29 protein-coding genes are annotated in these 26374 nt (G+C 60.7%); 20 read left to right on the forward strand and 9 right to left on the reverse strand.

Going from position 1 to position 26374, the window contains the following annotated elements; all coding sequences use genetic code 11:
* Positions 1-291 precede the first annotated feature (291 nt).
* The 8 genes from P0D70_RS14520 (at position 292) to ssuD (ending at position 8478) form a co-directional block, all read left to right on the forward strand.
* On the forward strand, positions 292-603 hold the full coding sequence (locus P0D70_RS14520) for a hypothetical protein (protein WP_408185006.1): 312 nt from the start codon (positions 292-294) through the stop codon (positions 601-603).
* Positions 604-802: 199 nt separating this feature from the next.
* The gene (locus P0D70_RS14525; RefSeq protein WP_408185007.1) at positions 803-1621 is read left to right on the forward strand and encodes an ABC transporter substrate-binding protein; all 819 of its coding nucleotides are present in this window, start codon (positions 803-805) and stop codon (positions 1619-1621) included.
* A 95-nt stretch (positions 1622-1716) separates the two neighbouring features.
* A complete protein-coding gene (locus tag P0D70_RS14530; RefSeq protein WP_408185008.1) occupies positions 1717-2457 on the forward strand; it encodes an amino acid ABC transporter permease in 741 nt (246 codons plus the stop codon).
* Positions 2454-3197: an amino acid ABC transporter permease gene (locus P0D70_RS14535; protein ID WP_408185009.1), complete on the forward strand. Its 744-nt coding sequence runs from the start codon at positions 2454-2456 to the stop codon at positions 3195-3197. The genes P0D70_RS14530 and P0D70_RS14535 overlap by 4 nt, the downstream gene beginning before the upstream one ends.
* 205 nt (positions 3198-3402) lie before the next feature.
* Positions 3403-4653 carry an SfnB family sulfur acquisition oxidoreductase gene (locus tag P0D70_RS14540; RefSeq protein WP_408185010.1) on the forward strand — a complete coding sequence of 417 codons (1251 nt, stop codon included), beginning with the start codon at positions 3403-3405 and terminating at the stop codon, positions 4651-4653.
* Positions 4654-4656: 3 nt separating this feature from the next.
* The gene (locus P0D70_RS14545) at positions 4657-5919 is read left to right on the forward strand and encodes an SfnB family sulfur acquisition oxidoreductase (RefSeq protein WP_408185011.1); all 1263 of its coding nucleotides are present in this window, start codon (positions 4657-4659) and stop codon (positions 5917-5919) included.
* Positions 5919-7289 carry an LLM class flavin-dependent oxidoreductase gene (locus tag P0D70_RS14550; protein ID WP_408185012.1) on the forward strand — a complete coding sequence of 457 codons (1371 nt, stop codon included), beginning with the start codon at positions 5919-5921 and terminating at the stop codon, positions 7287-7289. Before P0D70_RS14545 ends, P0D70_RS14550 begins: the two co-directional genes overlap by 1 nt.
* 46 nt (positions 7290-7335) lie before the next feature.
* A complete protein-coding gene (ssuD, locus tag P0D70_RS14555) occupies positions 7336-8478 on the forward strand; it encodes an FMNH2-dependent alkanesulfonate monooxygenase (RefSeq protein ID WP_408185013.1) in 1143 nt (380 codons plus the stop codon).
* Positions 8479-8682: 204 nt separating this feature from the next.
* Here ssuD and P0D70_RS14560 read toward each other — a convergent pair whose 3' ends face one another.
* The 4 genes from P0D70_RS14560 to P0D70_RS14575 all read right to left on the reverse strand — a co-directional run bounded on the left by P0D70_RS14560 (position 8683) and on the right by P0D70_RS14575 (position 13240).
* Positions 8683-10278, reverse strand: coding sequence for an alkaline phosphatase family protein (locus P0D70_RS14560; RefSeq protein ID WP_408185030.1), 1596 nt, complete (start codon positions 10276-10278; stop codon positions 8683-8685).
* Positions 10279-10706: 428 nt separating this feature from the next.
* Positions 10707-12065, reverse strand: a complete 1359-nt coding sequence (locus P0D70_RS14565; protein WP_408185014.1) for an ATP-binding protein — start codon at positions 12063-12065, stop codon at positions 10707-10709.
* On the reverse strand, positions 12062-12724 hold the full coding sequence (locus P0D70_RS14570) for a response regulator (RefSeq protein ID WP_091801313.1): 663 nt from the start codon (positions 12722-12724) through the stop codon (positions 12062-12064). The genes P0D70_RS14565 and P0D70_RS14570 overlap by 4 nt, the downstream gene beginning before the upstream one ends.
* A gap of 207 nt (positions 12725-12931) precedes the next feature.
* On the reverse strand, positions 12932-13240 hold the full coding sequence (locus tag P0D70_RS14575) for a DUF4148 domain-containing protein (RefSeq protein WP_408185015.1): 309 nt from the start codon (positions 13238-13240) through the stop codon (positions 12932-12934).
* A 298-nt stretch (positions 13241-13538) separates the two neighbouring features.
* Here P0D70_RS14575 and P0D70_RS14580 point away from each other — a divergent pair, with 298 nt between their 5' ends.
* Positions 13539-14327, forward strand: coding sequence for a COG4705 family protein (locus P0D70_RS14580; RefSeq protein ID WP_091808697.1), 789 nt, complete (start codon positions 13539-13541; stop codon positions 14325-14327).
* 155 nt (positions 14328-14482) lie between these two features.
* Here the strand turns inward: P0D70_RS14580 and P0D70_RS14585 are convergent, their stop codons facing one another.
* Genes P0D70_RS14585 through P0D70_RS14595 form a run of 3 tightly spaced genes read right to left on the reverse strand, consistent with a single transcriptional unit; the run spans position 14483 to position 16952 of the window.
* Positions 14483-15274: a MipA/OmpV family protein gene (locus P0D70_RS14585; protein WP_091801308.1), complete on the reverse strand. Its 792-nt coding sequence runs from the start codon at positions 15272-15274 to the stop codon at positions 14483-14485.
* Positions 15271-16152, reverse strand: a complete 882-nt coding sequence (locus tag P0D70_RS14590) for an alpha/beta hydrolase (protein ID WP_408185016.1) — start codon at positions 16150-16152, stop codon at positions 15271-15273. The genes P0D70_RS14585 and P0D70_RS14590 overlap by 4 nt, the downstream gene beginning before the upstream one ends.
* 2 nt (positions 16153-16154) lie before the next feature.
* Positions 16155-16952 carry a DUF4118 domain-containing protein gene (locus tag P0D70_RS14595; RefSeq protein ID WP_408185017.1) on the reverse strand — a complete coding sequence of 266 codons (798 nt, stop codon included), beginning with the start codon at positions 16950-16952 and terminating at the stop codon, positions 16155-16157.
* Between the two features lie 216 nt (positions 16953-17168).
* Here P0D70_RS14595 and P0D70_RS14600 point away from each other — a divergent pair, with 216 nt between their 5' ends.
* Positions 17169-17975: an alpha/beta hydrolase gene (locus tag P0D70_RS14600; RefSeq protein WP_408185018.1), complete on the forward strand. Its 807-nt coding sequence runs from the start codon at positions 17169-17171 to the stop codon at positions 17973-17975.
* A 165-nt stretch (positions 17976-18140) separates the two neighbouring features.
* On the opposite strand, the gene P0D70_RS14605 is transcribed toward P0D70_RS14600, so the two are convergent.
* Positions 18141-18818, reverse strand: coding sequence for a type 1 glutamine amidotransferase domain-containing protein (locus P0D70_RS14605; protein ID WP_408185019.1), 678 nt, complete (start codon positions 18816-18818; stop codon positions 18141-18143).
* 224 nt (positions 18819-19042) lie between these two features.
* Between P0D70_RS14605 and P0D70_RS14610 the strand changes: the two genes are divergently transcribed.
* The 4 genes from P0D70_RS14610 (at position 19043) to P0D70_RS14625 (ending at position 21959) form a co-directional block, all read left to right on the forward strand.
* Positions 19043-19318, forward strand: coding sequence for a metal/formaldehyde-sensitive transcriptional repressor (locus P0D70_RS14610; protein ID WP_091801298.1), 276 nt, complete (start codon positions 19043-19045; stop codon positions 19316-19318).
* Between the two features lie 8 nt (positions 19319-19326).
* Entirely contained in the window at positions 19327-20616 is a 1290-nt protein-coding gene (gene dmeF / locus P0D70_RS14615; RefSeq protein WP_408185021.1) for a CDF family Co(II)/Ni(II) efflux transporter DmeF, read from the forward strand.
* A gap of 185 nt (positions 20617-20801) precedes the next feature.
* Positions 20802-21497, forward strand: a complete 696-nt coding sequence (locus P0D70_RS14620; protein ID WP_408185022.1) for a glycine zipper 2TM domain-containing protein — start codon at positions 20802-20804, stop codon at positions 21495-21497.
* A 150-nt stretch (positions 21498-21647) separates the two neighbouring features.
* Complete coding sequence (locus P0D70_RS14625) at positions 21648-21959, forward strand: hypothetical protein (RefSeq protein WP_091801288.1); 312 nt, start codon at positions 21648-21650, stop codon at positions 21957-21959.
* A 259-nt stretch (positions 21960-22218) separates the two neighbouring features.
* On the opposite strand, the gene P0D70_RS14630 is transcribed toward P0D70_RS14625, so the two are convergent.
* On the reverse strand, positions 22219-23010 hold the full coding sequence (locus P0D70_RS14630; protein ID WP_408185023.1) for a metallophosphoesterase: 792 nt from the start codon (positions 23008-23010) through the stop codon (positions 22219-22221).
* Positions 23011-23703: 693 nt separating this feature from the next.
* On the opposite strand from P0D70_RS14630, the gene P0D70_RS14635 reads away from it, so the two are divergent.
* The 6 genes from P0D70_RS14635 to P0D70_RS14660 all read left to right on the forward strand — a co-directional run bounded on the left by P0D70_RS14635 (position 23704) and on the right by P0D70_RS14660 (position 26241).
* Positions 23704-23928: a hypothetical protein gene (locus P0D70_RS14635; protein WP_408185024.1), complete on the forward strand. Its 225-nt coding sequence runs from the start codon at positions 23704-23706 to the stop codon at positions 23926-23928.
* Between the two features lie 340 nt (positions 23929-24268).
* Positions 24269-24586, forward strand: a complete 318-nt coding sequence (locus tag P0D70_RS14640) for an ArsR/SmtB family transcription factor (RefSeq protein ID WP_091801279.1) — start codon at positions 24269-24271, stop codon at positions 24584-24586.
* A gap of 15 nt (positions 24587-24601) precedes the next feature.
* Complete coding sequence (locus P0D70_RS14645; RefSeq protein ID WP_408185025.1) at positions 24602-25036, forward strand: YeeE/YedE family protein; 435 nt, start codon at positions 24602-24604, stop codon at positions 25034-25036.
* A gap of 1 nt (position 25037) precedes the next feature.
* On the forward strand, positions 25038-25469 hold the full coding sequence (locus P0D70_RS14650; protein WP_408185026.1) for a DUF6691 family protein: 432 nt from the start codon (positions 25038-25040) through the stop codon (positions 25467-25469).
* A 69-nt stretch (positions 25470-25538) separates the two neighbouring features.
* Positions 25539-25676, forward strand: coding sequence for a hypothetical protein (locus tag P0D70_RS14655; RefSeq protein WP_408185027.1), 138 nt, complete (start codon positions 25539-25541; stop codon positions 25674-25676).
* Between the two features lie 43 nt (positions 25677-25719).
* Entirely contained in the window at positions 25720-26241 is a 522-nt protein-coding gene (locus P0D70_RS14660; RefSeq protein WP_408185028.1) for an aspartate carbamoyltransferase, read from the forward strand.
* Positions 26242-26374 lie beyond the last annotated feature (133 nt).

The following is a 26374-nucleotide window of genomic DNA, read 5'->3' on the forward strand; positions in this document are numbered from 1 at the left end:
TCGATTGGCTGTGCATTCGAGACCACTAACGATTTCTGGCATCGATATGTCGACAACGACTAAGGTTCGCCCGCATGCGAGACCAGCATGATGCCGCGCAGCGTTCGGGCCGCCACCGTGATTTGCGATGTGCCGCTCGCTTCATAACCATATCGGAACTCGGTCTTTCCAAATTCGCGCCAACACTGCCATGCTTTGACTCAGGCCGTGCGCGGTGTCAGCGCGCGGCGTCTATTTCATAACCGCAGTGACCCACCTTTATCGAGTATGGATCCGTTGATCGAGAGTCTGATGCTGAAAATGAGGCACAGCCGCGTCTATACGGCTGTGACTTTCGCCCGTCTGTTCGGCGTATCGGAGAAAGCGGTCGAAGCCGCGCTCGCCACGCTGATCGCCAGCGGCAAGGTGCGCACGTGCATCAATGCCCGGCGCGATGTCGGCTACTGTTTGTCGGGCGCGACGCCGGTCTGCGCGTCGCCGCTTGAGCCCGATGTAACCACTGTCGCCACGCCGGCTTTGACGCGCCGTGTGGACGGCGCGCTGGCGGGCTACGACAGGCAACTCGATGCGCACCGCTCGCTCGCCATGCTCGTGCGCCGCTGAGTCGTTCAAGTTATCTGTTCACGACACCTGTTCGCGATCTCGGCCATAGACGCGAGGGGTTATCAGCAACGCTGCTTAGCACCTGAAAATTGCTTGGTTTGTGCCGTCCGCGAGCGTTGTTAGAGTCCACGTCTCACGCTAAGGGCACGCGCCGTTCGACCTCACGCGCGGCCCATTAAAACAACAGGAAACCACCGTTATGAATCTCAGAGTGCTTGGCGCAGTGATCGCAGGAAGTCTGCTTGTCATGTCCGCTGCCGCGCATGCGGATCGTCTCGACGACATCAAGAAAGCGGGCGTGTTGCGCGTGGCCGCTTTCGACAGCAATCCGCCGTTCGGTTTCGTCGATCCGAAGAGCAATCAGATTGTCGGGCTCGACGTCGACTATGCGCGAGCGCTCGCCACGCGCCTCGGCGTCAAGCTCGAGATCCAGCCGACCAATCCGGCCAATCGCATTGCTTTCCTGAAGTCGGGCAAGGTGGATCTGGTGTTCGCCAACTTTACGATTACCGACGATCGCAAGAAGGAGGTGGATTTCAGCACCCCCTATTTTGCGTCCGGCACGCAATTCATTGCGAAGAAGGGCACGCTTACCTCGCCGCAACAATTGAACGGTTTGCGGATCGGCGCGGACAAAGGCACGACCAATGAGCAGCAGGTGCGTGCGCAATTCCCGAGCGCCACGATCATTGCTTATGACGACACGCCGTTCGCCTTCGCCGCGCTGCGCACGGGCAACGTGCAGGCAATCACGCAAGACGGACCGAAGCTCGTCGCGTTGCTCGCGAAGGTGCCGGACAAGGCGAACTACGAGATCCCGCCGTTCACGATCTCCAACGACTACGAAGGCGTGGGCGTACCGAAGGGCGAGACGCGCCTGCTGAATGTCGTCAACGATACGCTGAAGGATCTCGAAGCCAAGGGCACGGCCGGCACGATCTACGATACCTGGTTCGGCCCGAAGAGCGCCGCGCCGTTGCCGCGTCTGTTCAGGATCGGCGATCCGCAGAAGATCTGACGCGCCTCGCTTCACAGCCGCCTCCACATGGCCCGGTCACCGCCCGACACGCGTGACCGGGCCTTCTTGCTGATACCGGACCGCGTTTTTCCCGCATGCATTTCTTGAATTTCTGGCTGGACCCGCGCTATCTCGGCTGGCTCGCCCACGGTTTTCTCATCACGCTGATCCTGTCGGCGTGCGTGAGCGTGTGCGCGACGCTGCTCGGATTCGGGCTGGCAATGGCCCATATCGCGCAACATCGCACGGTCGCTGCTGCGGCAAAAGGCTATGTACTCGTGTTTCGCAACTCTCCTCTGCTGGTGCAATTGCTGTTCTGGTACTTCGGCGCGGCGACGCTGCTGCCTCAAGCCTGGATGACGTGGCTGAACACGCCGCATGTGTTGAGCGCCGGGCCCTTTGCCGTGCACTGGCCGAGCTTCGAACTGTTCGCCGGCTGGCTGGGCCTGACCTGCTACAGCACAGCCTTTATCGCGGAGGAGTTTCGCGCCGGCATCCGCGGCGTGGGCATCGCGCAATACCAGGCGGGCGCCGCATTGGGCATGACGCGTTATGCGACCTTGCGGCACGTCGTTCTTCCGCAAGCGGTGCGTATCGCCACGCCGCCGCTCGCGGGGCAATACATGAATGTCGTGAAGAACTCGTCGCTGACCATGGCGATCGGCGTGGCCGAACTGTCTTATATGTCGCGTCAGGTGGACACGGAGAGCTTCCGCACCTTCCAGGCCTTCGGGACTGCAACCGTGCTGTATATCGGCACCATCGCGTTGATCGAAACGGCCTTGGTGATCTGGCAACACACTGGCGCACGTGCGTTGCAGCGAGGGCGGGCATGACGGCGCTCGAGTGGCTGCCGACGCTGCGGTATCTGCTGCTCGGCGCGTTCCCCAATGGGCCACTGGGCGGCGCCGCGCTGACGGTCGTGCTATCCGTGGTGTCGGCGTTGCTGTCCGCGGCGGTGGGGCTGGCGGGCGGCGTGGCGCTCTCGTTGACACGCGGTGGCGTGCATCTGCTGCTAGTCGCAATCGTCGCGTTCTTCAGGGCGATTCCGGTATTGATGCTGATCTTCTGGACTTTCTTCCTGATGCCGATCCTGCTGCATATCGACGTGCCGGGACTGGTCGCGGTGGTGTGCGCGCTGTCGCTGATCGGCGGCGCGTACCTGTCGCACGCCGTGCATGCGGGCATCGTGTCGGTCGGCGCGGGTCAGCAACAGGCGGCGCTGTCGCTCGGGCTCACACGCTGGCAGGCGTTGCGTCACGTGGTGCTGCCACAGGCGGTGCGCATCATGATGCCGTCGTTCGTCAATCAGTGGGTGTCGCTGGTCAAGGACACCTCGCTGGCGTATATCGTCGGCGTGCCGGAATTCACGTTCCTCGCCAATCAGGTCAACAGCCGCCTGATGATTTACCCCGCACAGATTTTCGTGTTCGTCGGCATCGTTTATCTGCTGCTGTGCTCCGCGTTGCAATGGATCGCTCACCGCATCCTGCTGCACACACCGTCCGCTCACGCCACTATGCGATCGAATGAGGAACCTGCTACGCCGTTGCCGCTCGGTGGACTCCGCGAATGAAAAAGCCGCAAGGCAGCCGGGCAGGCCGTCACCGCAAATCGGAACGCGTGATAAGCAATTGCCAATTCGATAGTAGGCGTGACGCGCAGGTACTGGTCCAATAGACGATTAGCCCTTCCGTGGCGAGTCGGACCCGTACTGCTGCCAATGGCAACAGGCCGAAACGCCGCAAGCGGACGGGTCTCAACTGTCTGTATGAGCCATCATGTCCAGTCCCACATCCAGCCCTGTCGCGTCGCGACTGCCGGCGCGTCCCGATCCGGCGCGCGTCACGCGGATCGCTGACGACGCACAGGCGCTCGCCGCATCCCGCACCCTCGCCGACGTTTTCGCGTCGGGCGCCGCCGAACGTGACCGCAATCGCGTGCTGCCATGGGCCGAACTGGATCTATGGTCGCAAAGCGGTCTCGGCGCCATCACCGTGCCGCGCGAATATGGCGGTGCGGATGTGTCGTTCGCGACGCTGGCCGAAGTCTTCGTGAACCTCTGCGCGGCCGATCCCGCGTTAGGGCAGATTCCGCAGAACCAGTTCGGCGTGCTGGGCGTGCTGCGCGAAGTCGGCAGCCCGGCGCAGAAAGAGCGTCTGTACGGCGAAGTGCTGGCCGGCCGGCGGCTTGGTAATGCCGGCCCGGAACGTCGCTCGGCGGCGGCCGCGACGGTCCTGCAGGGTTCGACGCGCCTGCGCGCGACGCCCGACGGCTTGCGCCTCGACGGCAAGCGGTTCTATTCGACCGGCGCGTTGTTCGCGCACCGCGTCCCGACGCGCGCGACCGACGACGAAGGACGCGCCGTGCAGGTCTGGGTGCCGCGCGATGCGCCGGGCCTGACGGTGGTGGACGACTGGAGCGCCATCGGCCAGCGCACCACGGCAAGCGGCACCGTCACCTTCGACGCGGTGCCCGTCGATCCGCAGGACGTCTTGCCGATCTGGCAACTGGCCGACCGCCCGGGTCTGTCCGGCCCGACGTCGCAACTGATTCAGGCGGCGATCGACCAGGGTATCGCACAGGCCGCCGTTGCCGACGCGCTCGCCTTCGTGCGCGAACGCGCGCGGCCGTGGGTCGATTCCGGCCTCGAGCACGCAACCGACGACCCGTACATCATCGCCGATGTCGGCCGTCTGGAGATCGACCTGCATGCCGCGCATGAAGTGCTGGTGGAAACCGGCTGCACGCTCGACGCGATCGCGACCCGGCCGATCGATGCCGAAGCCAGCGCGCGCGCCTCCGTCGCCGTTGCCGAGGCCAAGGTGTTGACCACACGCATCGCGCTGGAGGCTAGTGAAAAGCTGTTCGAACTGGCCGGCTCCGCGTCGACCCGTGCGCTACACAACCTCGACCGGCATTGGCGCAATGCCCGCACTCATACGCTGCATGACCCGGTGCGCTGGAAGCTGCATCTGCTCGGCAACTATCACCTGAATCAGGTGCTTCCCGCGCGGCATTCGTGGAATTGAAACATGACCATTGACCTTTCTTCCGCGGTTGGCGACAGCGCCGCGCCAGCCGTGCTGCCTCGCGAACTGCGTTCGCTGCCCACTCCCGAGCTGATCGCTGACGACGCGCAGGCGCGTCTCGTCGCTCGCTTTCTGGCCGAGGCATTCGCGTCCGAAGCCGCACTGCGCGATCGCGAACGGCGGCTTCCGTGGGCCGAACTCGACGCCTTCGTGGCGAGCGGCCTGTGGGGCGTCACCGTGCCGCGCGAATTCGGCGGCGCGGGTGTGAGCAACGGTACGCTCGCCGAAGTCACCGCAACGATCGCCGCAGCCGACGGCTCGCTCGGCCAGATCCCGCAGAACCATTTCTATGCGCTCGAGGTGCTGCGCGTTGGCGGCAGCCTGGAGCAACAGCGCTTTTTCTACGGACGGGTGCTCGCGGGCGAGCGTTTTGGCAATGCGCTCGCGGAAATCGGCCACAAGGATTTCAAACGACGCACACGGCTCACGCGAGAGGCGGCCGGCTGGTATGTCGACGGCCGGAAGTTCTATTGCACGGGCGCGCTCTACGCACATTGGATCCCCACGCTGGTCGTCGCCGAAGAGCAGGGCCGCGACGTCACTTATCTGGCGTTCGTGCCGCGCGGCACACCGGGCGTCACCGTAACCGACGACTGGGATGGCTTCGGCCAGCGTGTCACCGGCAGCGGGTCGGTGCAGTTCGATCATGTGCACGTCGAGCCTGAATGGGTCGTGCCGTTTCAGGCGTCATTCGAGCGCGCCACGACGATCGGGCCGCTCGCGCAGATCATTCATGCGGCAATCGATCTCGGTCAGGCGCGCGGCGCCTTCGAAGCCGCGTTGAAATTCGTGCGCGAGCACTCGCGACCGTGGATCGACGCGAAGGTCGAACGGGCCGCCGACGATCCGCTGACCATTGCGCAGTTCGGCGACCTCTCAGTGCGGTTGCGCGCGGCAGAAGCGTTGCTGCGCCGCGCGGGTCGCTTCGTCGATGCCGCGCAGGCGCAGCCCACCGAGCAGTCGGTCGCGCAGGCGTCGATCGCTGTGGCCGAGGCGCGCGCGCTCACCACGACCGTGTCGCTGGATGCCGGGTCGCGCCTGTTCGAACTCGCCGGCACCGCCGCGACGCTCGACGGTCTCGGCCTCGACCGTTTCTGGCGCAACGCGCGCACTCACACGTTGCACGACCCGGTGCGCTGGAAGTATCACGCCGTGGGCAACTACTACCTCAACGACAAGCTGCCGCCGCGGCATGGAGCCTTGTGATGGCGAAGAAACAGATCCTGCTCAACGCGTTCAACATGAACTGCGTGGGTCATATCAACCACGGCCTGTGGACGCATCCGCGCGACCGTTCGAGCGACTACCGTCTGCTGCCGTATTGGACCAACCTCGCGCGCACCCTGGAGCGCGGACTGTTCGACGGGCTCTTTCTCGCCGACATCGTCGGCGTCTACGATGTTTATCAACGCAACGTGGACGTGACGTTGCGCGAATCGATCCAGTTGCCCGTCAACGATCCCACGCTGCTGGTGTCGGCAATGGCCGCCGTGACCGAGCATCTTGGGTTCGGCGTGACGGTCAATCTCACCTACGAGCAGCCCTATATTCTCGCGCGCCGGTTTTCGACGCTCGATCATCTGACGCAAGGCCGGGTCGGCTGGAATATCGTCACGGGCTACCTCGACAGCGCGGCGCGCGCCATGGGACTCAGCGAGCAACTGCCGCACGACGAGCGCTACGACCGGGCGGACGAATACCTGGAGATTCTCTACAAGCTGTGGGAAGGCAGTTGGGAGCAGGGCGCGGTGCTGCGCGACAAGGCGGGACGCGTGTATGCGGACCCGGCGAAGGTTCATCAGGTGCGGCATGCGGGCAAGTACTACAACGTGGAGGGGTATCACCTCGCGGAACCGTCGCCGCAGCGCACGCCAGTGCTGTTCCAGGCCGGCAGTTCCGGGCGCGGCCAGTGGTTCGCCGCGCGTCACGCCGAATGCGTGTTCATCTCGCCGCCGAACCGGCAAGCCGCGCGCGAAACCGTGCGCACGTTGCGCGAGCAACTGGTGCAGGCCGGCCGCCGTCCGGAGGACGTGAAGGTGTTCGTCGGCGCCGCGGTGGTTGCGGGCGCAACCGAGCAGCAGGCCCGCGAGAAATATGCCGACTATCGGCAATATGCGAGCCGCGAAGCCGGGCTCGCGCACTTCGCGGCAAGCACGGGTATCGACTATGCGCAATACGATCTCGACGCGCCGGTGGACTACGCGCCCGGCAACGCGATCGAATCGGCCACGCGAACAGCCAAACAGCACGGCTGGACACGCCGCAAGTTGCTGGAGATGTTCGAACTAGGCGGCCGCTATCCGGCCATTGTCGGCAGCGCCGCGCAGGTTGCCGACGAACTGCAGGCGTGGATCGAGGAAACGGGCGTCGACGGCTTTAACCTGAGCCGCACGGTGGTGCCCGAAAGCTACGAAGATTTTATCGATCTGGTCGTGCCGGAATTACAGAATCGCGGCCTGTACAAGACCGCCTATACCGACGGCGCGCTGCGCCACAAGCTGTTCGGGGAGGGCGACCAGTTGCCGGCCCGGCACGCGGCGGCGAGCTTCCGGCAGCATGCCGCGGAGGCGGTATGAAACCGTACACGGTCCGCCTCGCACAACGTTTGTCACAGGAGCACGCATGAGTCTCGATATTTTCTGGTTTTTGCCGACCTCGGGCGATACACGCTATCTCGGCAAGTCCGATTTTGGCCGGCCGCCGACCAACGAATATATGCGTCAGATCGCGGTCACGGCCGAGAGTCTGGGCTATGACGGCTTGCTGATTCCGACCGGCAGCAGTTGTCAGGATCCGTGGGTCACCGCCGCCAGTCTCGTGCCGGTGACGCAGCGCATCAAGCTTCTGGTCGCGTTGCGCACCTCGATCAGCGGCCCGACTGCCGCCGCGCGCCAGGCCGCGACGCTCGACCAGGCGTTGCATGGACGCCTGCTGCTGAACGTGGTGCCGGGCGGCGACGCCACCGAACTCGCCGCCGACGGCGTGTTTCTCCCCCACGACGAGCGCTATGCGGCCGCCGACGAATTCCTCACCGTCTGGCGCGATCTGCTCTCCGGCAAGACGGTGGACTTCAAGGGCAAATACGTTCACGTGGAGCAGGCGCGCAACTTTCATCCGCCGGTGCAGCAGCCGGCGCCGGCGCTGTATTTCGGCGGGTCGTCGCCGGCCGCGCATGAACTCGCGGCCAAGCATGTGGATGCGTATCTGACGTGGGGCGAGCCGCCTGCCGCCGTCGCCGAAAAATTCGCCGATGTGCAGCGGCGTGCCGCCGCCCATGGCCGCAAGCTGCGTCTGCATGTGATCGTGCGTGAGACCAACGAAGAGGCATGGGCCGAAGCCGAGCGCCTCATCAGCAAGCTCGACGACGAAGACATCCGCCGCGCGCAGGAGAACTATGCGCGCATGGATTCGGTCGGGCAACGCCGGATGGCGGAGTTGCATGGCGGACGCCGCGACAAGCTGGAGATCAGCCCCAACTTGTGGGCCGGTGTGGGTTTGGTGCGCGGCGGCGCGGGCACGGCGCTGGTCGGCGATGCAAAGACGGTCGCCGCGCGGTTGCAGGAGTATGTCGACGCGGGCGCGGATAGTTTTGTGCTGTCCGGCTATCCGCATCTCGAGGAGTCGATCCGTTTCGCGGAGCTTGTGTTCCCGTTGTTGCCCGGCAAGAGGCCGGTCACGTTGCGCGATCAGGTGCTGACGGGCGGGGCGTTTGATGTGCGGGCGGGTGCGGGTGAGGGCAGCGGTCGGCCGAAGGCGCAGGTGTGAAGCGGTCTGGCACTGGCTAGCGATAGATCGCTGCGCCGCTCGACAACATGTTTGCGAACATGTCGTCGAGCGCCCAACTCGGCTAACCGGGAGCGACGCCCCTCATGACGCTTCCGTCTGCGCGAGCACCGAACGCCGTTGGATATCCTGAAGCATCGCACTATTGAAGTGCCGCGCTTTCAGCCACGGAGCACGGCCATTCGCCTAGAAGTGCTCGCGATCGAATTCCGGCAACGCACGCGTTCCTTCAACAGCAACCGAATGCAGCAGTTCTGGCTTCAGATCGAGCAAACGCAGAATCGTGGGCGCAACTTGTGTGGTCAGTACATGTTCGCCGTTCATCTGTCCAGTGTGTTGGGCGTGGGGCACATAGATCACAAGACCGAGATGGCTGTCGTCGGGAGCGTTGCCGCCGTGCTCTTCGTCCTTTGCCGTACTCGAGGTATAGATCACACCCGGGTTCGGTTGGACGACGATGTCAGGCGTGCGTCCATCGGCAGGGTCCCCAAACCGGCCGGTCAATTGCGGGCCGTAGAGAATGTATGCCTGCGGACCGTCTGCGCAAATACCGGGAGCGTTGCAACCGAGGTTGCCTTTGAGGGTCTTCACGACGGCAGACAGTTGGCTTTGATCGCGCAACCAGATCAGTCCGACGTCATCGGTCTGGACGAAACCCGTTCCGACCAGGCCCGTTCCGTCATTGAGGTTGCCGCTCTTCGTAGCGTTCTGCCCGAAGTTGCCGTTCGGATCCAGATAGTTGCTTGTTTCAAGCAGTTTCGACAGCGTGTCGCCGTTCTTGATCAGCTTCGAATGTTCGGTCGGTGACTGCCCATGCTTGGCCGTGACGATGATCGCCGTCGACGAATAGAGATTACGCTGCTTCAGTTCGGTCACGATGCGACCCAGAGCGTTGTCAAGATAAGCAATCGCATTGCTGACCTGCGGCCCCGGCGTGAAGCTCGCATCCAGATAGCCGCCGCCATGCGCGACCGTCGCCTTCTGTGCGACGCTCAAAGTCTGGAAGTTGGTGCCAAACAGTGTGGGCACATCGGCGCTGGATTGACCTGTGGAGTCTTTGCCGTCGATCTCATTGATCAGCGACTGCACATGCAAATTGTCGAACTTTTCCGTGTGCGTATAGACGTCGGTGTAGTTCGTCTTGGTGGCCGGATCGATCGAGTTGATCTCGGTGCGCGAGAGATCGTCCACGCCCGTGCCTGACGGCCCGTTCAGCCAGTCGTAGCCCCATGCATGTTTGTCTGCCCAGGCGGTGCGCGCGCCTTTCACGTTGCGTTTGACTACTTCGAAGATCGTATTGGTCTTCACATAGTTATGCGGATAGACGGGCGCACAGACACCATTGACCAACGTATGCGGGATAGCCTGCGGATTGAACGCGCCGCCACCGTCGAGATGCGTTAGTGCGCCGCCGTTCTCGCCGTCGATGCCAGTCGTTTCGTCGAATACGACATTCCAGCCTTGCTTGCCGGTGCAATTGCTATCGGACGGCGCGAAGAGCGTGCGGTCGTAGGATACGTCGTAGAAGAGGCCGGCGGATTTGGGCGAGCCCCCGGTGACGAGCGCCGCGAGACCCGGGAACGAATCCGACAGGCCCGGTGTGTGCGCATTGGTGTAGGTCGTACCAGACCTGGCGAGCAGCGCAAGATTCGGGCATGCATTCGAACCGATGCAGCGTGCGACGTCCTGTTCATGCAGACCGTCGAAGCTGATCAGCAACACATGCTTCACTGACTCGTGCTCGTGCTCGTGTTCATGCTGATCGGCCGCCGCCGCGCCCATCGAGTACAGCCCGGCGAGCAGGGCAACGCCCACGCCAAGGCCGATTTGCTTGCGTTTCCCTATGCGCATCGTCTTCATTTCCCGTCCTTTTTTCAGGTTGCCACGAAACATTTGGTAATCCGGGAATGAATGTGCAGGGCAATTGAGTCGTCAGGATGAATGGGCGCTTTCGATTCCATAACCAGCAAGCGGCTAATGGTATGGACTGGAAAAAAACAGCAATCAGCAATTGCCTTAAGGTTTCCTTAAGGATTGAGTGGTGGGTTGAAAAGTTGAGCTGAATCGCTAACGTTGACCGGAACGTTGTCGCGAGTATTTGAACGTCTTGCACGCCTCGAATCCCGTCGTGATCAGACAGTGTTTGGCAATTGTGTGATCGTTGTCGCGCCGAACGCAGGCGAAGGGTTCCTCGTACGTCGAAGGTGGGGCTAAAGTGCCGCTGCGTTGGACCCGTCAGGTCTGATAAATCCGCGGACTGACACCGTGAGACCGGCTACATCTACGTTGTTCGCCAATTTGAGCGTCAACTGCTGTCGCTGCGCAATACGGGCCGCAATGGCGAGTCCGAGCCCGCTGCCCGTCCCCTTGGTATGCTCTCCGCGATAGAAGCGGTCAAGCACACGCTCCAACTCTCGCTCGGGAATGCCAGGTCCGGTGTCCACCACGTCGAAGCCCAGGCGCTCCCCTGTGAGGCAGAGTACGACGTCGACCCTGCCGCCTTGCGGCGTGTAGCGGATCGCATTGTCGATCAGGTTATTCAGCAGCACACTCACCCCGTGCGGATCAGCTCGCACATCGCACGGATTGTCCTGCGTCACGGGATGCCGGAACTCCAGGCCCAAATCAATCTGCTTCTGTTCCGCCAGCAGGGAGAAATCGCTGACTGCCTGCTCGCCGAGTTTCCTCAAGCTGACCGATACGCCTTCGTTTGCCGGATTTGCATCCTCCCTTGCAAGCGTCAAAAGCTGTTGAACGAGGCGGATGATGCGATTGAGCCGTGTGTCGATCCGCTCGATCGTCTGGCCATCGTCTTTCAAGGTGCCGTTGTTCGACGCTGCCTGCAACTGCAGTTTCAGCGCGGCAAGCGGCGAGCGCAGTTCGTGCGCGGCATCCGCAATGAAAGTGCGCTGCGCCTGTGAGGCGGCGTTCAGACGCTGCAGCAGGTCGTTCAATGCATCGACGAGCGGCCGGATTTCGACCGGCACCTGGCCGTCGAGACGCAATGGTTCGAGCGAATCGAGCGAGCGCGTTGCCAGTGAGCGCGATAAGCCGCCAATCGGCGCGAGACCTCTCGCCACGACGAACAGCACGAGTACGATGGTCACAGGCATCAGCAGGCCGAGCGGCCACAAGGTATGGAGCGCGAGGTGGAGCGCCAGCGCTTCTCGTACGGACACCGGTTGCGCAACCTGGACAAAGCGGTCCGGCTGCTGCAAGCCCAGGACGCGCCAGTGAGCCTCGCCCCGTTCGATGGTGCGAATACCCGCGGGCAGTCGCGCCAGAACCGGCGACAAGCGGGAGTGGTAGACGAGCGAGCCCCCTTTGTCCCATATCTCGATCAGAATCCGGTCGTCCGAAATACCTTCGAACTCCGAGCCTTGCCGCTCGACTGTCTCCGCCGTTTCGAGATTCGATGGCAAGGATAGGGCAACGGTACGCAGTTCGTAGTCGAACAGTTCATTGGCCTCTTCGCGGGCCGTATGAAAAATCCCGAATGCAGCAATTCCGGAGGCGGCGGCGAGGCCACAGATCAGCCAGCCGAGTAGCCAGCGGCGAATCGACGTCATTCATGCCTCTTCAATCGATAGCCAACGCCACGCACCGTCACGATCTGTTCTGCGCCGATCTTGCGCCGCAGGCTGTGCACGTGCACTTCGATTGTGTTGCTTCCCACTTCATCGCCCCATCCATACAGTTTGTCTTCGAGTTCGGACCGGGTGAAGACGCGCGCGGGCTCTTCGATCAGCGCCTGCAGCAGCGCGAACTCCCGCGGCACGAGCGCTACCGGTGCGCTGTTCTTCCTCACTTCGTGAGCGGCGGGGTCAAGCGTCAGTTCACCATGGGAATAGATCGGCTGTTTCTGGCCGGTTCGTCGTCGCAGCAACGCCCGCGCTCTTGCTGCCAGTTCATCCAGATCGAAGGGCTTGATGAGGTAGTCGTCGGCTCCGGCGTCGAGGCCGCGAATGCGCTCGTTCACGGAGTCGCGTGCTGTCAGGATGATGACGGGCGCCTGACCACCTTGTTTGCGGTAGCTATTGAGCAGGTCGATGCCGTCTTTTTTAGGCAGGCCGAGATCCAGCAGGACAAGGTCGTACACGCCGTTGCCAAGCGACAACTCGGCCGCCCGGCCGTCTTGTGCCCAGTCGATTGCATATCCTTCGCGCCCCATTGATTCGAGCACGGTTTCCGCAATCATTTCATCGTCTTCTACCAGAAGCAGACGCATCGGCGCTCCTTGCGTTGTTCACCATCCGACATTGTCGCGCATCCGGAATTAACGTTTCCTTAAGCAATTGTTAAGCGTTTGGTCAATATTATCTGCCTTTCGTGAGCAAGCGGATCGAAGCCCTCATGCACGCCGTCGCATTCTTGGGCAAACGAAAGCGCTGCGGAACGGCGCGATGCGCCGGTCGACAGACGACGCATGGACAGTCTAGTGGTGAGTGAAAAGCCCGGCATCCGCGCCAGACGACGCAACATGAGCGGGCGGCGTCCGAGATTCTGACGATCCGCCCGTTTGCGTGCCGTAACCAGTCGCACCGGCTGTTTGGCGCGGGCTCGCATATTGCTGAGAAGCCGGATAACCCATTTTGGATTGATGCAGGGTGTGGTGTCGCTCGGCTTCGGCTGTTTGCGCTCGCACCTCGGCGCGCGTGAGTGGACCATTGGTCGCCTGCGCGAAGCTGGCGACAGGCAGCGAAGCGGTGATGGCAAGGATGCAGATGGAGAGGATGCGTTTCATAGTGCGTTTTCCTTGGGAATCTGAATGAATATTCCTGACCTTCGCGCTTCGAGTCCTGCGCGCCGATCTGGAGCATCACGTCGAGGGCCCTTGTGACGTGCATCATCAGAGTACGTGTTGAACCTTAGGTGACGCTTATCCGGCTTCCGTGTGGATTGAATACGCGCGAACGGCCTGGTTAAGCGGGTGTTAACCTGACTGATGCAATCTGTCTGCCACGTCTTCGGCGCCGCTGGCGCGAGGCGCAGGCGCTTGCGGGCGCAACGATCGATTGAAGTGCAAAGAAAGAGGAATGAACATGAAAGGAAGCACTGCGAGCTTTGCCAGCCAGGCTGTCAGCAAGGTTCCCGAGGTAACGATCGGATTCTGGGCGATCAAGGTGGCCGCGACGACGCTGGGGGAAACCGGCGGAGATTGGGTATCCATGTCGCTGAATCTTGGTTATCTGGTCGGCTCTTCGATCTTCCTCGTGTTATTCGTCGCCCTCGTTTCCGCCCAGGTCAAGGCAAGAGATTTCCATCGCTTCCTGTACTGGGCGACGATTGTCGCCACGACCACGTTGGGTACGACAATGGCGGACTTCGCCGATAGATCGCTAGGCATCGGATATCCCGGCGGGACTACGCTAGTCGTTGCGCTATTGATTGGCAGTCTGGCCATATGGTATCGGTCGGAGGGGACGGTCTCGGTCGAGAGCATCGTCACCGCCAGGGCTGAATGGTTTTACTGGATTACGATCCTGTTTTCACAAACGCTCGGCACGGCGCTCGGGGACTGGGTAGCGGGTGAAGACCGCGGCGGGCTCGGTATCGGATACGAATATGGCGCAATGCTCTTTGGAGCGGGCCTGATTGTCGTGGCCGCACTTTATTTCTGGACGCGTGTATCGCGCACGGCGCTGTTCTGGTCAGCGTTTATTCTGACCCGGCCACTCGGCGCGACGTTGGGGGACTTCCTCGATAAACCGGTGGCGCAGGGCGGACTGCAGGTGAGTCGGCTGTATGCGTCGGGTATCCTGCTTACTTTCATGGTGGCGTGTATCGTGCTGATTCCGCAGCGGCCAACCAGGAGGGAGCCGGCAGCCTGATCATCCGCGCTATCGGATGGCATGGAAAACCATGCAGTTCCATCAGGACGTAGTGAAGGCAACTCATTCCGAATGCACAGATAGCCGGCCCGTCCGGCTTCTTTGAGCGCCATTGTTCATTCCGTCCAGTGAGATTGCGCGAATGAGTTTCGCTGCTAGAAGCGGTAAAGGACCGACGCCATCCCGTTGAGGTCGAGCCGGCGCTCGGTGATCGGACTGCCGGCGGCGTAACGCTCGAGGCGTCCCACAACGGCCGCAACGTTCGCCGACCAGTGCGGACTGATCTTGTACGTGGCATTCACGTTGAAGTGAGCATCGCGCAAACCGGAACCGGTATCGTAGTGCGGTAGTCCCGATGCCGCGCTTTCCTGCTGCGTGACGCCGAACATCGTCTGGGTATAGGTCGCGTTGGCCCACGTGAGGCCCGGACCCATCGAAATCAGCCAGTTGCCGATCGGCGCCGATACGAACAGATCGGCCATCGCCGTCAGACCTTGCCCCGTTCCCGCGATGTCCTGGTAGGCCGCCACCGCGCCGGTGAACGCCCACCACGTGTAATCGCCGAAGATCCGCAGCTTCGGTCCATAGTGCACATCGGGTAAGCCTTTGAGCCGCGCATCGTCGGACGATGATCTCGACTGGAAGTCGAAACTCACCGACATGCCGAGGTGATAGTTCTCCGCGTGCATCACGTTGACGCCGAGCACATCCGGACCCTGCGAGAAAAAGCGGTCCTTCCATGAAATGTCCTGCACGGGGAAGGGAAGCACTTGCAACTGTGAGGAGCCGGGGAACTTCGGGAACACATACATGCCCGGCCCGACCGAGATTTTCCAGTCGCTGTCCGCCTGCGGTTCATCGGCGTGCGCGATACCCGTCGTACAACACGCGCTTACCGCTGCGAGCGCCAGGCAGCGGCGTCGGAAAGATGCGATATGGAGCTTCATGCTTTCCTCGCCACGGCGGCCAACTGTCTCAGGCGTCGAGCGAGCGCCCGTGATACGACAGGCGTCGGATTGTTGCAGGACGCCGACGTTGCGGCGCTTTCGCGCATGAATAGCGCGCATTCCCGCGCGACTACCTCGCGCTCGTTGTCAGAGGTGATCATATGGTACGAGTCGTCGAGCCAGATGGTGCGAAGAAACGACGCGCCGACGTTCGCCACGACATACTGCGGATTGTGTGGACTGGACGTCTCGTCGTCGATCGCATGAATGATGAGGCAGTCGGTGCTGATGCTCTTCAGCTTCTCGCGTACCCAGTTCGCAAGCCGGCTCGCTTCGTGAAGCGCGGGCATCGCAATGGATGCGGGTCCCACTTCGCTGATTTCACCTCTTTGCATCACGCGCGCAATTTTCGAGCGCAATGCCTCGTTGCGCAGACCGTAGGGTTCGTGCTCGCGATAGCGATAGCGCGAGCGCAACGGCGTGTAGTAGACGTAGTCGAGTAGAAATCGATACCAGGGAATCGCCCAGCCGTCGTAACTGAGTGTGATCGACAACAGCAGCAACGCGCGCGCGGTCGGGCGCTGTTGAGTGACGGCGGCGGCCAGCGTCGCGCCCATGGAAAGTCCGCATACCGAAACGTGCCGGTATCGCGCGGCAAGCGCGTCGAATTCGGCGACGGCAGCGCTGATCCACTGTTCCATCGGCGCATGTCCCGTGCCGGCACTGTAGCCATGAAGCTCCGGCGTGTGAGTCACGAAGCCTTCTTCGGCAAGCGCGCGCGCAAGGAAGCGCAATTCCGCGGGAGAACTCGACAGGCCGTGTAAAAGCAGGACAGCGTGATCGTTGCCCTGAGCGGAGGGAAATGGAGAGGGCTTCATGGTCAGTCTTCCGCCCGAAGGATCAGAAACTCGCCGGACGGCGTAATGAAGCGTTCGCACATACATTCGACCGCGCGCCAACCGTGTCCACTCGATAGAAAACGCATGCGGTGATGGCCCGGCATCAGGCGGTCGTTCACACGCGCGAGATCATCCTGATGCACTTCCGAATTCCTGGTGCCGTAGGCGATGCCCGTACGAAACGATTCGTCGTCGATGACGCCGTCGGCCGTGGAAGTCGCCGCCGCCGCAACAAAACTGCTAGGCGGCGCGCTCGTTGCCGGATCGACTGCCTTGATGAGAATAAGTGAGCGGTTGTGCTGGGCGATGTGATGCAGCATGCGATGCATTTCATCCGTGGCACGACGCGCGAGCAGGCGTTCGTTATCGCCGCGCAGCAGCATTTCATAGCGCGACTGCGCGACAGACGCCAGAAGTTCGGCGCGATACTGCGCGCGTTTCAAACGCTCGACCAGCGTGATCACAACAATCGTGATCAGCGGATACGACACCAGCAGGCGGATATCCGACGCGTCGATGACGTCCAGGCGTCCGTACGGCGGGACAAACAGGTAATCCGCGAGACAGAGTCCCGCCAGCATCACGCTGAATGCGGGCGCGAGACCACAATAGTATTCCACGAGCACGGCGGCGATGAGAAAGGCGGTGCCCGGCATGATCGGACCAAGCAGCGGGTGCAGTACCGATCGGATGGCAGCGGCGGTAAAAAGTGCCGTAGCTGCAATAATCCACCGTCTGCGGCCTCGCGGCGCCCAGCGGCGAGAGTTTTTGACTTTCATTTTGTTATATACGGCGAGGTGACATTGACCCATGAAACAGTGATTGTGCCAGACACTTTTGTGACATATCCGGCGATATCAGGCAAAGTTTGGACTGGGCCGTGTTTTCCCGAATGCAATGGCAGCAAACTGACCAATGGGAATTAGCGCATCGATCCGGCGTTTGTCCTTATATCGGCCCCGAAACTAGTAAAGCCGCTTCGCACGAGACAAAGCATGCGAGTGCTCACCTATGCCCTATGGTTCGCTGTCGCCGCCTATCTGGGCGCGGCGCTGACGCTGTATCTGATGCAGGACCGCATGCTGCTTCCATCCACCCCGGACGCGGCGGATCTGCGCACGGTCGTGAACGCGGGTAACCACATTGACGCGTGGAAAGCGCAAGGCGCGTACGCGGGTTACGTCGTCGCGCCGACGGAGCACGAACCGCGCGGTACGTTCATCGTCTATCACGGCAACGAGGAGTCGGCGGAGACCAAGCTGCCGCTCGCCAATGTATTCGTACACGCCGGGTATCGGGTCGTCATTGTCGAATATCCGGGGCACGGCAAGCGGGGAGGTGAGCGGACCATGCAAGCGGCGACGGTTGCTTCCCGTGAAGCTTTGGCATCCGTGCTCTCGCAATGGCGCGGTCCAGTCTATCTAGTGGGCGAGTCGCTCGGCGCGGGCATGGCATCGCAAGTGGTCAAGGGCAACGAGTCGGCAATCGCGGGCGTCGTGCTTATTACGCCGTGGGACTCGCTTGCGAATGTGGCCGCTGAAAAGTATCCGGCTTTCCCGGTGCGGTGGCTACTGCACGACCGCTTTGATTCGATCGCCGCCGTATCGCGTTATGAGGGGCCGCTGGTCATCATCGGGGCGCAACGAGACGAGTTGATTCCGGTCGCGCATGCACGCCGTTTCGCAAGCGAACACGATCACGCCCGGCTCATGCTGTTGCCCAACGCCGATCACGACGACTGGTTCGGCGCCATGACGCCGCAGGACTGGGGGCGGGTTCTGCAATGGCTTAAGGCCGCATGAAGCGAAGCCTGAACGCAAGGGCTGGGTCTTCGCGTTGATGAGGCCTGTTGTGCCGCACACGCGCAGCGGTTTAACTGGCCGAATCCGCGAGAAAAGTCACCCGCCCTCCTGCGAGACCACAGAGTCGACACCGCACTGCTCGGGTGTCGACTACTGCGCCGCATTTCAGCCCAGCATCTTTATGACTGCCTTTGCGCTCGCCTCCGATGAGCCAGGGTTCTGCCCCGTCACCAACTGTCCGTCGACCACCACGTGGCTCGCCCAATCCGGTCCTTTGCTGTAATGCGCGCCAAGCTTTTGCAGTTCCGACTCGACAAGAAACGGAACCACGTCGACAAGCCCGACTGCAGCCTCCTCTGAATTGGAAAAGCCGGTGACCTTTTTCCCGTTCACGAGCGCCTTTCCGTCGGTGCCCTTCACGTGCCGAAGGACGCCAGGCGCATGGCAGACAAACGCAACCGGTTTTCCAGCTGTTTGAAATGCTTCAATCAACGATATCGATTTCGAGTCCTCGGCAAGATCCCACAGCGGGCCGTGGCCGCCGGGATAAAAGACCGCGTCGTATTCCGCTTCATCAGCCTCCGACAGCGGATGCGTATGAGCGAGCAGTGCCTGCGCCTCCTTGTCAGCGCGAAAGCGTTTCGTTGACTCGGTTTGCGCGTCTGGTTCGTCACTTTTTGGATCAAGCGGCGGTTGGCCTCCCTTGACCGAAGCTAAAGTAATTTCTGCTCCCGCGTCCTTGAATACATAAAAGGGTGAGGCAAATTCTTCGAGCCAGAATCCGGTCTTCTTTCCTGTGTTACCGAGTTGATCGTGGGACGTCAAAACCATCAGGATTTTCATCACAACCTCCAATGTTGAGCAGCTGAATTGTCAGCGGGACGTGCTTCACTCGGACCACGGTTGTGGGCAAAGGTTGCGAGGTCACAGAAATCGGCCTTCGAATACGAGCAAGGCGGTATCAGGCGAAATTCGCAAGGCTGGTTTGACGAAACCGACGGATACCCCCACCCCCTATGTTAAACTCAAGTCTATTTTTCGCCCTGAAGGGGTGTCTGGGGAGCGCGGTGAGTCATACGGTCCATGAAAAACAGAAACTTCTCAACCGGGTTCGCCGTATCAAGGGGCAGGTTGAAGCCATTGAGCGGGCACTCGAGGAAGAGCATGGCTGCTCCGATGTTCTGCAGCGAATTACGAGTTGCCGCGGAGCGATGAATGGCCTGCTTGCCGTCGTACTGGAGGACCATATCCGCAATCATCTCGTCGATGCAGAAAGCGCGGATGAGCCTGATGTCAGCGCGACCGAACAGCTCATCGAAGTTGTTCACAGCTATTTCAAGTAGAGTCAAAAATGAGTGATTTCAACGATGCCGCGTTCGGTGCGGGGCATGACCACATCTTTCTGGGTTCAGCCCATGAGCAGAACGAACGCAGGACCTGGGCGGTGATTGCGCTGTGCTCGGCCATGATGGTCGCGGAAATCGTCGGTGGCAGTTTGTTCGGGTCGCTTGCGCTCGTCGCCGATGGACTCCACATGTCGACGCACGCGGGTGCGATGCTGATTGCCGCACTGGCTTACACGTACGCGCGCAAACATGCCACGGATTCCCGCTTCGTATTCGGTACGGGCAAGTTGGGCGACCTGGCGGGATTTACTAGTGCCATCGTGCTCGCAATGATTGCCTTGCTGATTGGCTATGAGGCAGTGTCACGCTTCCTTTCGCCGGTACCCATCCATTTCGGTGAGGCGATTCCTATCGCGGTAGTCGGCCTGCTGGTGAACCTCGCGAGTGTCTGGCTTCTTGGCGGCGACCATCACGGTCATAGCCATGCTCACAGCCACGGGCACGGGCACGGTCATGAGCATGGCCACGACGACCATGCGCACGAAGACGACGCACAGAAGGTCTTCACCGCGTCCGGCGTGTTTGACGTGTCTATCTTTGAAGACGGTGTGCCTCCAGTCTTTCGGGTTGCGCCTGCGACTGCGGGTTCGCGGCTGGAAGCGGCCGGGGGAGCCATTACGACCGTACGACCTGACGGATCGCGACAGGTGTTTGATTTAGTAGAGCGGGGTGGGTATCTGGAGTCGAAAGACCCCATTCCGGAGCCGCACGCATTTAAAGCTGTGGTGCGGATGGCGGGCGGCGAGTACGAGGTCGAATTCGAAGAACATGTGCATCACGACGAGGTGGATCATGCGGCCATTCGGGACCACAACATGCGGTCTGCCTACATCCACGTGATAGCAGATGCAGCGGTCTCGGTGCTGGCCATTGTCGGCCTCCTGCTGGCGCGCGCATTCGGATGGCTTTGGATGGACCCGCTCGCCGGTGTCATTGGAGCACTGGTGATTGCGAACTGGTCCTACGGACTGATGCGTGACACAGGCGCGATTCTGCTCGACATCAACCCCGACCGACGGATGGCGGACAGCGTCCGTCAGGTGATTGAAGACTCGGGTGACAAGGTCATTGACCTGCACGTGTGGCGACTCGGCCCCGGCCATATGAGCGCTGTGGTGTCCGTTGCGACCAATGAACTGCATCGCGATTCGCGCTTCTATCACGCGGTCCTCAAGCGTTTCAAGGGCCTCTCGCATGTCACGGTTGAAGTACAACCTGCACAAGCGGCTGCCTGAACAATGGTAGTCAAGTTTGGTGCCATAGCCTGAGGCGCTGGTCGCTACAGCGTCGGTTTTTCGATGAAACCCCGAGCCGACCAGTCGACGGGAAATGCTACAAGTGCTTACAAATCTTGCCGGCATTACGTCCACCAATTTGCCGGCTCCCGCGTTCTTGCTGACATACGTCAACGGAGCGCACTATGAACACCAACCTGACTTCCAATTCGCCGCAACGCAGTCGTATTCACCCTCTGGTTGCCGGTGCGGCTGTGGCCGTCATCCTGGCCAGTGCCACAGGCATCGCTGCGATGACCGGCATTCTGCCAACGTCACGGGCAACGACCGCGCCTTCGACGGCGGCAGCACCTGTGGCCGCGCAAATTGCCAGCGCCCCGGCGACGTCGCCGCAACCGGTCGCGGAGCAGCGCGTCACGCATGAGCAGACGCCAGCGCAACCAGGCGTCCATCATCATCGTAGCGCGGCGCCCGAGCAGGCTCCGAGATATGGGAACAACGACGCCTATCAAAACTCGGCACAGCCCGCAGCGAGGCCGGTCGCCGTCGACCCGAATGCCGGCGAAGTTGTGGCCATTAACACAGTTCAGGAACCCGAATCAACGACGGGTCTTGGCGCCGTAGGCGGAGCTGTCGCCGGCGGTCTGTTGGGAAACCAGGTTGGAGGAGGGCGCGGTCGCGTGCTGGCAACGATTGCAGGAGCGGTTGGCGGCGGATTGGCGGGCAACGGCATCGAGCATGCGGTGCGCAAGGCGACGAGCTACCAGGTGCAGGTAAGAATGCAGGACGGCAGCTACCGGAATTTCAATTACTCGACGCAGCCCTCGGTCCAGGTGGGTGAGCGCGTCCATGTCTCAGGAGACTCGCTAAGCGTGTCGTAATCATGGTTGTACCCGGCAGTTTTCGCAGCGGGTTACTGCCGGTTACAGAACTGACACTTCGGACGCACCTGCGTCCGCGCGCCTCTCTAAAATCCGCGTTGTTCGCCATTGCCTGGTATTCGCCAGAAGCCGGCGATACAGGAGATATCCATGAAACGCGTTACCCTTTTTCTGGCGGCGGGACTCTGCGCCGCGTGCGCATCCAGCGCGGCTCTCGCACATGCGGATATCGGCGTGTTTCTCGGTGTGCCGGGTCCCGTCTATGCCGCACCTCCCCCGGTCGTCTATGAGGCTCCGCCGCCAGTGGTCTATGAAGCACCGCCGCCAGTGGTCTACGCGCCGGCACCGGTCTATGGCTATGGATACCGCTATGAAGGGGGTTACGGCGACGAACGCAGGTGGCATGATCACGGCCGCCACCGCGGATGGGAGCACCATCACCGCGGCGACGATGACGATTGATCTGGCGGTGGCTACGCGCACGATGCGCAACTGAACGCTCGCGAAAATAGTGCGAAGCGCGTCACCTTGAAGGGTCATCCTTTGGACGTGACATCAACCGCCTTCGAACCACTCCAGATGGCGAGAAAGTGCTGCCTTTAAAGGCGGTTGGCAAGTCGGGACTCAGTCGGTTCCATGATCAGATGCCCTGTACCGTCGTCATATCGATAAGCGAAGGCGGTTGCTGCCAAGCCGGCGCCGCTGCCGCAGTCGCGGTGAATCATAATTCCACCACCTTGGTCGAGCAAAACGCCGGATTTTCCCACGTAAGGTCACTGTATGACCTGGCGTTGCCGAGGTTGGCCGGATATCCACGCGGATTCGCAACGACCCGCGACGCACCGTGGTGGTAATCGAACGAATCGTGCACGTGGCCGTGAATCCATAAATTCGCCTGGCCAAGCAGGTTGCGTAGATCGCTGAGAAAGCCAGGATTGATTGGGTGATCCAGAAAGCGCGGGTGAATCGAATCGGGTGACACGCCGTGATGAGTCACCACGACTGTCTTTCCTGGAAACGGGATGCTCAATTGGCGCGTCAGCCAGTCGACCGCGCCTTTGTGTTCGATAAAAGCGTGTTCCGGGCTGAAGCGTTCGGTATCAGTAAGCCAGATCGCCGAATGGTCCGACATGTGGGCGCGTGCGTAATCCATACTCGAATCACGCGTGCTGTAGAGCTCGTAGTCGGTCCACAGGCAGGCTCCGAGAAACCGTACGCCGCCGATAACGACAGATTGACGCTCAAGATATCTGACCTGTGTGCCAGCCGACCTGACTCGAAGCGCCTCTACGACCGAAGCATAAGGTAATCCAAATGCTTCATGATTCCCCGAAACATAGACAACCGGCACCGGCCAGTGCTCAAAGTAGTCGACAGCGTGCGTGCCACAATGAACATCGCCAGCAAGGACAAGAACATCCGCGTCGGTTGCGACTTGAAGCGGTAAGTCATTGAAGCCTCTGTTTTTTTCGAGGACGTCCAGATGGAGGTCCGATGCAATCTGTACACGCATTTAATTCAGAGAAAGCATTTTGTCCGCGGCTCATCGATCGACACGTAAAACATTTCCGGAACAGTCATTCAGAATGCCGCTACGCAGATGGATTCAGCGCCGTTGACGATTGATGGTGGTCGAACGGAGATATCCCTCCCCGCAACAAGCCGGGCCGCTTCGAGCGAAAACTCCGATTACCTATGGACGAAAGGTATCTCTCGCCACGCCAGCGAGCTTAATGTGAAGAATGACTAGCGGCCGTTGCGGGCATGTCAGCGAAATCAATGCTCGATGTGAGGACGTGCCTGTGAAGGTCACATCATTACGCACAAGGCCAACACGAAACGCTCTTCGCGCCATACGCTTGATCACCAGGAGCGCGCCCAGTATCAGGGCGACTGCCGACAGCCGAAACAAGGATGTCACGAATAGCTCTTCAGGGGCATGCGCCACGAGTCGCGCCACCAGTCGGACCGCGAAAATTTAGATACCGGTTTCATCGAGATGAATCGAATTGCGCTGAATCTAGCATATCGACCTGAAGGAAAACTTAAGCACCCGAAAAATGAAGAATGGATCGCGCCGGGCTATTATCCGATTGACTTTTCGATTCCCGAATATTTCTTTCAATAGATATCAAGTAAAAAATCATGGCGCCGTTATCTGCATCGAGCACGAATGGTCGTGCTCACATTCGTCCTCAGGTGAACCATGACAATTTCCTCCATCGCGAATCCTCAGATCAGCGCGCAATATCCGACGCCGCAAAAGGCAGTCAAGGGTGGTGAAGCTGGTGAAGTCGGACCCGACCTCGACGGCGACGCTGATGACGGGGGCCGGAAGGCTAGCCCGGCGGTTGCAGCACCATCGGGCGCCGCGCCGAGTGTCAACTCCAGCGGTCAGACGGTAGGCACCCTCATCAACATAAAGGCCTGACGGCGTCAGCGCGGTCGACATGGGCGGCGCGGGGGCATGATCGACCAGTGGGCGCCTGCGATGAATGGCGCACGACTTGGCGAGGCCATCAGGAGCGTCGACCTGCCTGCCCGTGTCATGCCAATGCAAAAATTTACGACTCGTTAACGCGACTGAGGAAAGCGGCGAGGTGATCAGCGACATGGTTGCCGTTCACATTCCGATGAAGAACTCTCCGTCTTCACGAAACAGTTGGTCGAACTATGCGCTGCATCCCGACCATCCTGAGATAGCGCTCATTGTGCTCACAAATAATATATAGTTTGATATATTATCAATGTGCAAATGATAGGAAGGTGAGATGAGGAAGAAGTCCGCCCCAATCGATCTGTCGGTAATGCAGGCATCGGCGGAGAAAGCCTGTGGTCTCCTGAAGGTGCTGGCCAATCCCGACAGGTTGCTGTTGATGTGCCAGTTGTCCCAGGGCGAGTTGTGCGTGAGTGACCTGGAAGAGCAGTTAGGCATACGTCAGCCCACACTCTCACAACAACTTGGGGTGCTTCGGGATAACGAGCTCGTTGAGACGCGGCGGGAGGGAAAGAGCATCTTTTATTCCATCGCGAGCAAGGAAGCGATTGCGGTCATGACCGTGCTGTACGACCAGTTTTGCGCCCAATGAAGGTGAGGAGAGGCCATGTCGATTGATATCGCGAGTTTTACGCCGGGCCTGTCATTGACTGGCGGTCTGGTGATCGGCGCCGCGGCTGCCGTGCTTGTTTTATCCAACGGACGTATAGCTGGCATCAGCGGCATCCTCGGTGGGCTGCTTGGCGCGCCACACAAAGATGCCGGCTGGCGTGTCGCTTTTCTTGCCGGGTTGATTGGAGCACCGGTGCTGGCAAGCCTGCTTGGAAACCCGGTAGCGCCTGATATCCAGGCCGGGTGGACCGAAATACTCATTGCGGGTTTTCTCGTCGGCATAGGCACGCGTTACGCGAGCGGTTGCACGAGCGGCCATGGTGTCTGCGGCATCTCGCGCGGCTCTATCCGTTCGCTGGTCGCGACGGCAACATTCATGGCAAGCGGTTTTATGACCGTGTTCGTGACAAGGCATCTGCTTGGAGGTTGAAATGGGTTTGCTCGCTGCTTTAATTTCCGGCCTTCTGTTTGGAGTCGGCCTGATCGTGTCCGGCATGGCTAATCCGGCGAAGGTGCTGGGATTTCTCGATATCGCGGGACGATGGGATCCCTCTCTTGCATTCGTGATGGCCGGCGCGATAGCCATCGGCTCTATCGCGTTCCTGTTTGCAAAAGGCCGCAAGAAATCCCTGCTGGGGCTGCCCATGCAGATTCCGGCCAGTACCAACGTGACGTTGAGACTTGTGCTGGGAAGTGCGGTATTCGGCATCGGCTGGGGGCTCGCGGGATTTTGCCCGGGACCCGCGCTGGTCGCACTGGGCGCTGGCTTTCCGAAAGCATGGGGTTTTGTGGCCGCAATGCTCGGTGGCATGGCCGTGTTCGAGTTCGTCGAACGCGCGAAATTGAGTCGGCAGCAGGGCTGACACGCTGCGCACGGATTGGTGAGCCGTTCGCGCAATTCCCGCGCTTATAGGGGCAGAGGAATGGACCGCATGGCTGCAGTCAGTATGCTACCGGGAGCTGTTGTCGGCCTGATTCTGGCGCTGACGGATGCTGGCGACGTTATCGTGGCATTACCCATGCTGCTCTTTGTTCTTGACATGATTGTGGCCGGCACGAGAGGGGATTGAGTGTAATCGGCGATCACTGTCTACTACGCAGGAATTTCATTCAATGAAGCCGGGCACATTATTTACTGCGCTTATCGTGATGGCAGGCCTGGGCGCGGCGGTTGAATCGTTCGCGGCGGACGCTGAACGTCAGGCCGAGGTCGCGCAGCGAGGTGCGGAGGTCATGCCGTTCAGCCTCAAGGCCACAACTCACATCTTCACCAAATCGGACGATGGTGGGAGCCAGCAGGTAATTGCGAAAAACCCGTCTGATAGCCGCCAAATTGGGCTGATTCGCAAGCATCTGCGTGAAATACAGACGCAGTTTCAGCGTGGCGACTTTTCGGGGCCCGCCCGGACTCACGGAGCCGACATGCCCGGGTTGGCGCAACTCAGGGCGGCAAAGCCTGGTCAGATATCGATTACGTATAAGGACATTAGAGGTGGAGGCGAGCTCACCTATCGCAGCAATGACCCGAATCTGGTGTCGTCACTTCACGCATGGTTCGACGCGCAGCTGTCGGACCACGGTGCTGATGCGATGGATGGGCATATGCATCATCATGCGGACATGGCGCCGCAGTAAGTCGCACGCTACGACGCTTTGTCGGAGAACTGGATAGCGCGACAGAAACCGGCAGAAATCCGGCTACGTTGATAGTCAGGGCGAAAGCTCCTCAAAGGCTCTCAACGCATGGGTGGCATACATCATTGATGGG

It is taken from the genome of Paraburkholderia sp. RL17-381-BIF-C, from assembly GCF_046026435.1.
Taxonomy (GTDB): Bacteria; Pseudomonadota; Gammaproteobacteria; order Burkholderiales; family Burkholderiaceae; genus Paraburkholderia.

Bases quoted from the DNA above. Each gene is read 5' to 3' on its own strand.
- P0D70_RS14540 (WP_408185010.1), top strand. From the start codon at position 3,403: ATGTCCAGTCCCACATCCAGCCCTGTCGCGTCGCGACTGCCGGCGCGT.
- P0D70_RS14525 (WP_408185007.1), top strand. From the start codon at position 803: ATGAATCTCAGAGTGCTTGGCGCAGTGATCGCAGGAAGTCTGCTTGTC.
- P0D70_RS14640 (WP_091801279.1), top strand. From the start codon at position 24,269: ATGAGGAAGAAGTCCGCCCCAATCGATCTGTCGGTAATGCAGGCATCG.
- P0D70_RS14580 (WP_091808697.1), top strand. From the start codon at position 13,539: ATGAAAGGAAGCACTGCGAGCTTTGCCAGCCAGGCTGTCAGCAAGGTT.
- P0D70_RS14565 (WP_408185014.1), bottom strand. From the start codon at position 12,065: ATGACGTCGATTCGCCGCTGGCTACTCGGCTGGCTGATCTGTGGCCTC.
- P0D70_RS14620 (WP_408185022.1), top strand. From the start codon at position 20,802: ATGAACACCAACCTGACTTCCAATTCGCCGCAACGCAGTCGTATTCAC.
- P0D70_RS14650 (WP_408185026.1), top strand. From the start codon at position 25,038: ATGGGTTTGCTCGCTGCTTTAATTTCCGGCCTTCTGTTTGGAGTCGGC.
- P0D70_RS14575 (WP_408185015.1), bottom strand. From the start codon at position 13,240: ATGAAACGCATCCTCTCCATCTGCATCCTTGCCATCACCGCTTCGCTG.
- P0D70_RS14545 (WP_408185011.1), top strand. From the start codon at position 4,657: ATGACCATTGACCTTTCTTCCGCGGTTGGCGACAGCGCCGCGCCAGCC.
- P0D70_RS14530 (WP_408185008.1), top strand. From the start codon at position 1,717: ATGCATTTCTTGAATTTCTGGCTGGACCCGCGCTATCTCGGCTGGCTC.
- P0D70_RS14560 (WP_408185030.1), bottom strand. From the start codon at position 10,278: ATGGGCGCGGCGGCGGCCGATCAGCATGAACACGAGCACGAGCACGAG.
- P0D70_RS14570 (WP_091801313.1), bottom strand. From the start codon at position 12,724: ATGCGTCTGCTTCTGGTAGAAGACGATGAAATGATTGCGGAAACCGTG.
- P0D70_RS14605 (WP_408185019.1), bottom strand. From the start codon at position 18,818: ATGAAAATCCTGATGGTTTTGACGTCCCACGATCAACTCGGTAACACA.
- P0D70_RS14550 (WP_408185012.1), top strand. From the start codon at position 5,919: ATGGCGAAGAAACAGATCCTGCTCAACGCGTTCAACATGAACTGCGTG.
- P0D70_RS14635 (WP_408185024.1), top strand. From the start codon at position 23,704: ATGACAATTTCCTCCATCGCGAATCCTCAGATCAGCGCGCAATATCCG.
- P0D70_RS14630 (WP_408185023.1), bottom strand. From the start codon at position 23,010: ATGCGTGTACAGATTGCATCGGACCTCCATCTGGACGTCCTCGAAAAA.
- P0D70_RS14535 (WP_408185009.1), top strand. From the start codon at position 2,454: ATGACGGCGCTCGAGTGGCTGCCGACGCTGCGGTATCTGCTGCTCGGC.
- P0D70_RS14590 (WP_408185016.1), bottom strand. From the start codon at position 16,152: ATGAAGCCCTCTCCATTTCCCTCCGCTCAGGGCAACGATCACGCTGTC.
- P0D70_RS14645 (WP_408185025.1), top strand. From the start codon at position 24,602: ATGTCGATTGATATCGCGAGTTTTACGCCGGGCCTGTCATTGACTGGC.
- P0D70_RS14600 (WP_408185018.1), top strand. From the start codon at position 17,169: ATGCGAGTGCTCACCTATGCCCTATGGTTCGCTGTCGCCGCCTATCTG.
- ssuD (WP_408185013.1), top strand. From the start codon at position 7,336: ATGAGTCTCGATATTTTCTGGTTTTTGCCGACCTCGGGCGATACACGC.
- P0D70_RS14520 (WP_408185006.1), top strand. From the start codon at position 292: ATGCTGAAAATGAGGCACAGCCGCGTCTATACGGCTGTGACTTTCGCC.
- dmeF (WP_408185021.1), top strand. From the start codon at position 19,327: ATGAGTGATTTCAACGATGCCGCGTTCGGTGCGGGGCATGACCACATC.
- P0D70_RS14625 (WP_091801288.1), top strand. From the start codon at position 21,648: ATGAAACGCGTTACCCTTTTTCTGGCGGCGGGACTCTGCGCCGCGTGC.
- P0D70_RS14595 (WP_408185017.1), bottom strand. From the start codon at position 16,952: ATGAAAGTCAAAAACTCTCGCCGCTGGGCGCCGCGAGGCCGCAGACGG.
- P0D70_RS14585 (WP_091801308.1), bottom strand. From the start codon at position 15,274: ATGAAGCTCCATATCGCATCTTTCCGACGCCGCTGCCTGGCGCTCGCA.
- P0D70_RS14660 (WP_408185028.1), top strand. From the start codon at position 25,720: ATGAAGCCGGGCACATTATTTACTGCGCTTATCGTGATGGCAGGCCTG.
- P0D70_RS14655 (WP_408185027.1), top strand. From the start codon at position 25,539: ATGGCTGCAGTCAGTATGCTACCGGGAGCTGTTGTCGGCCTGATTCTG.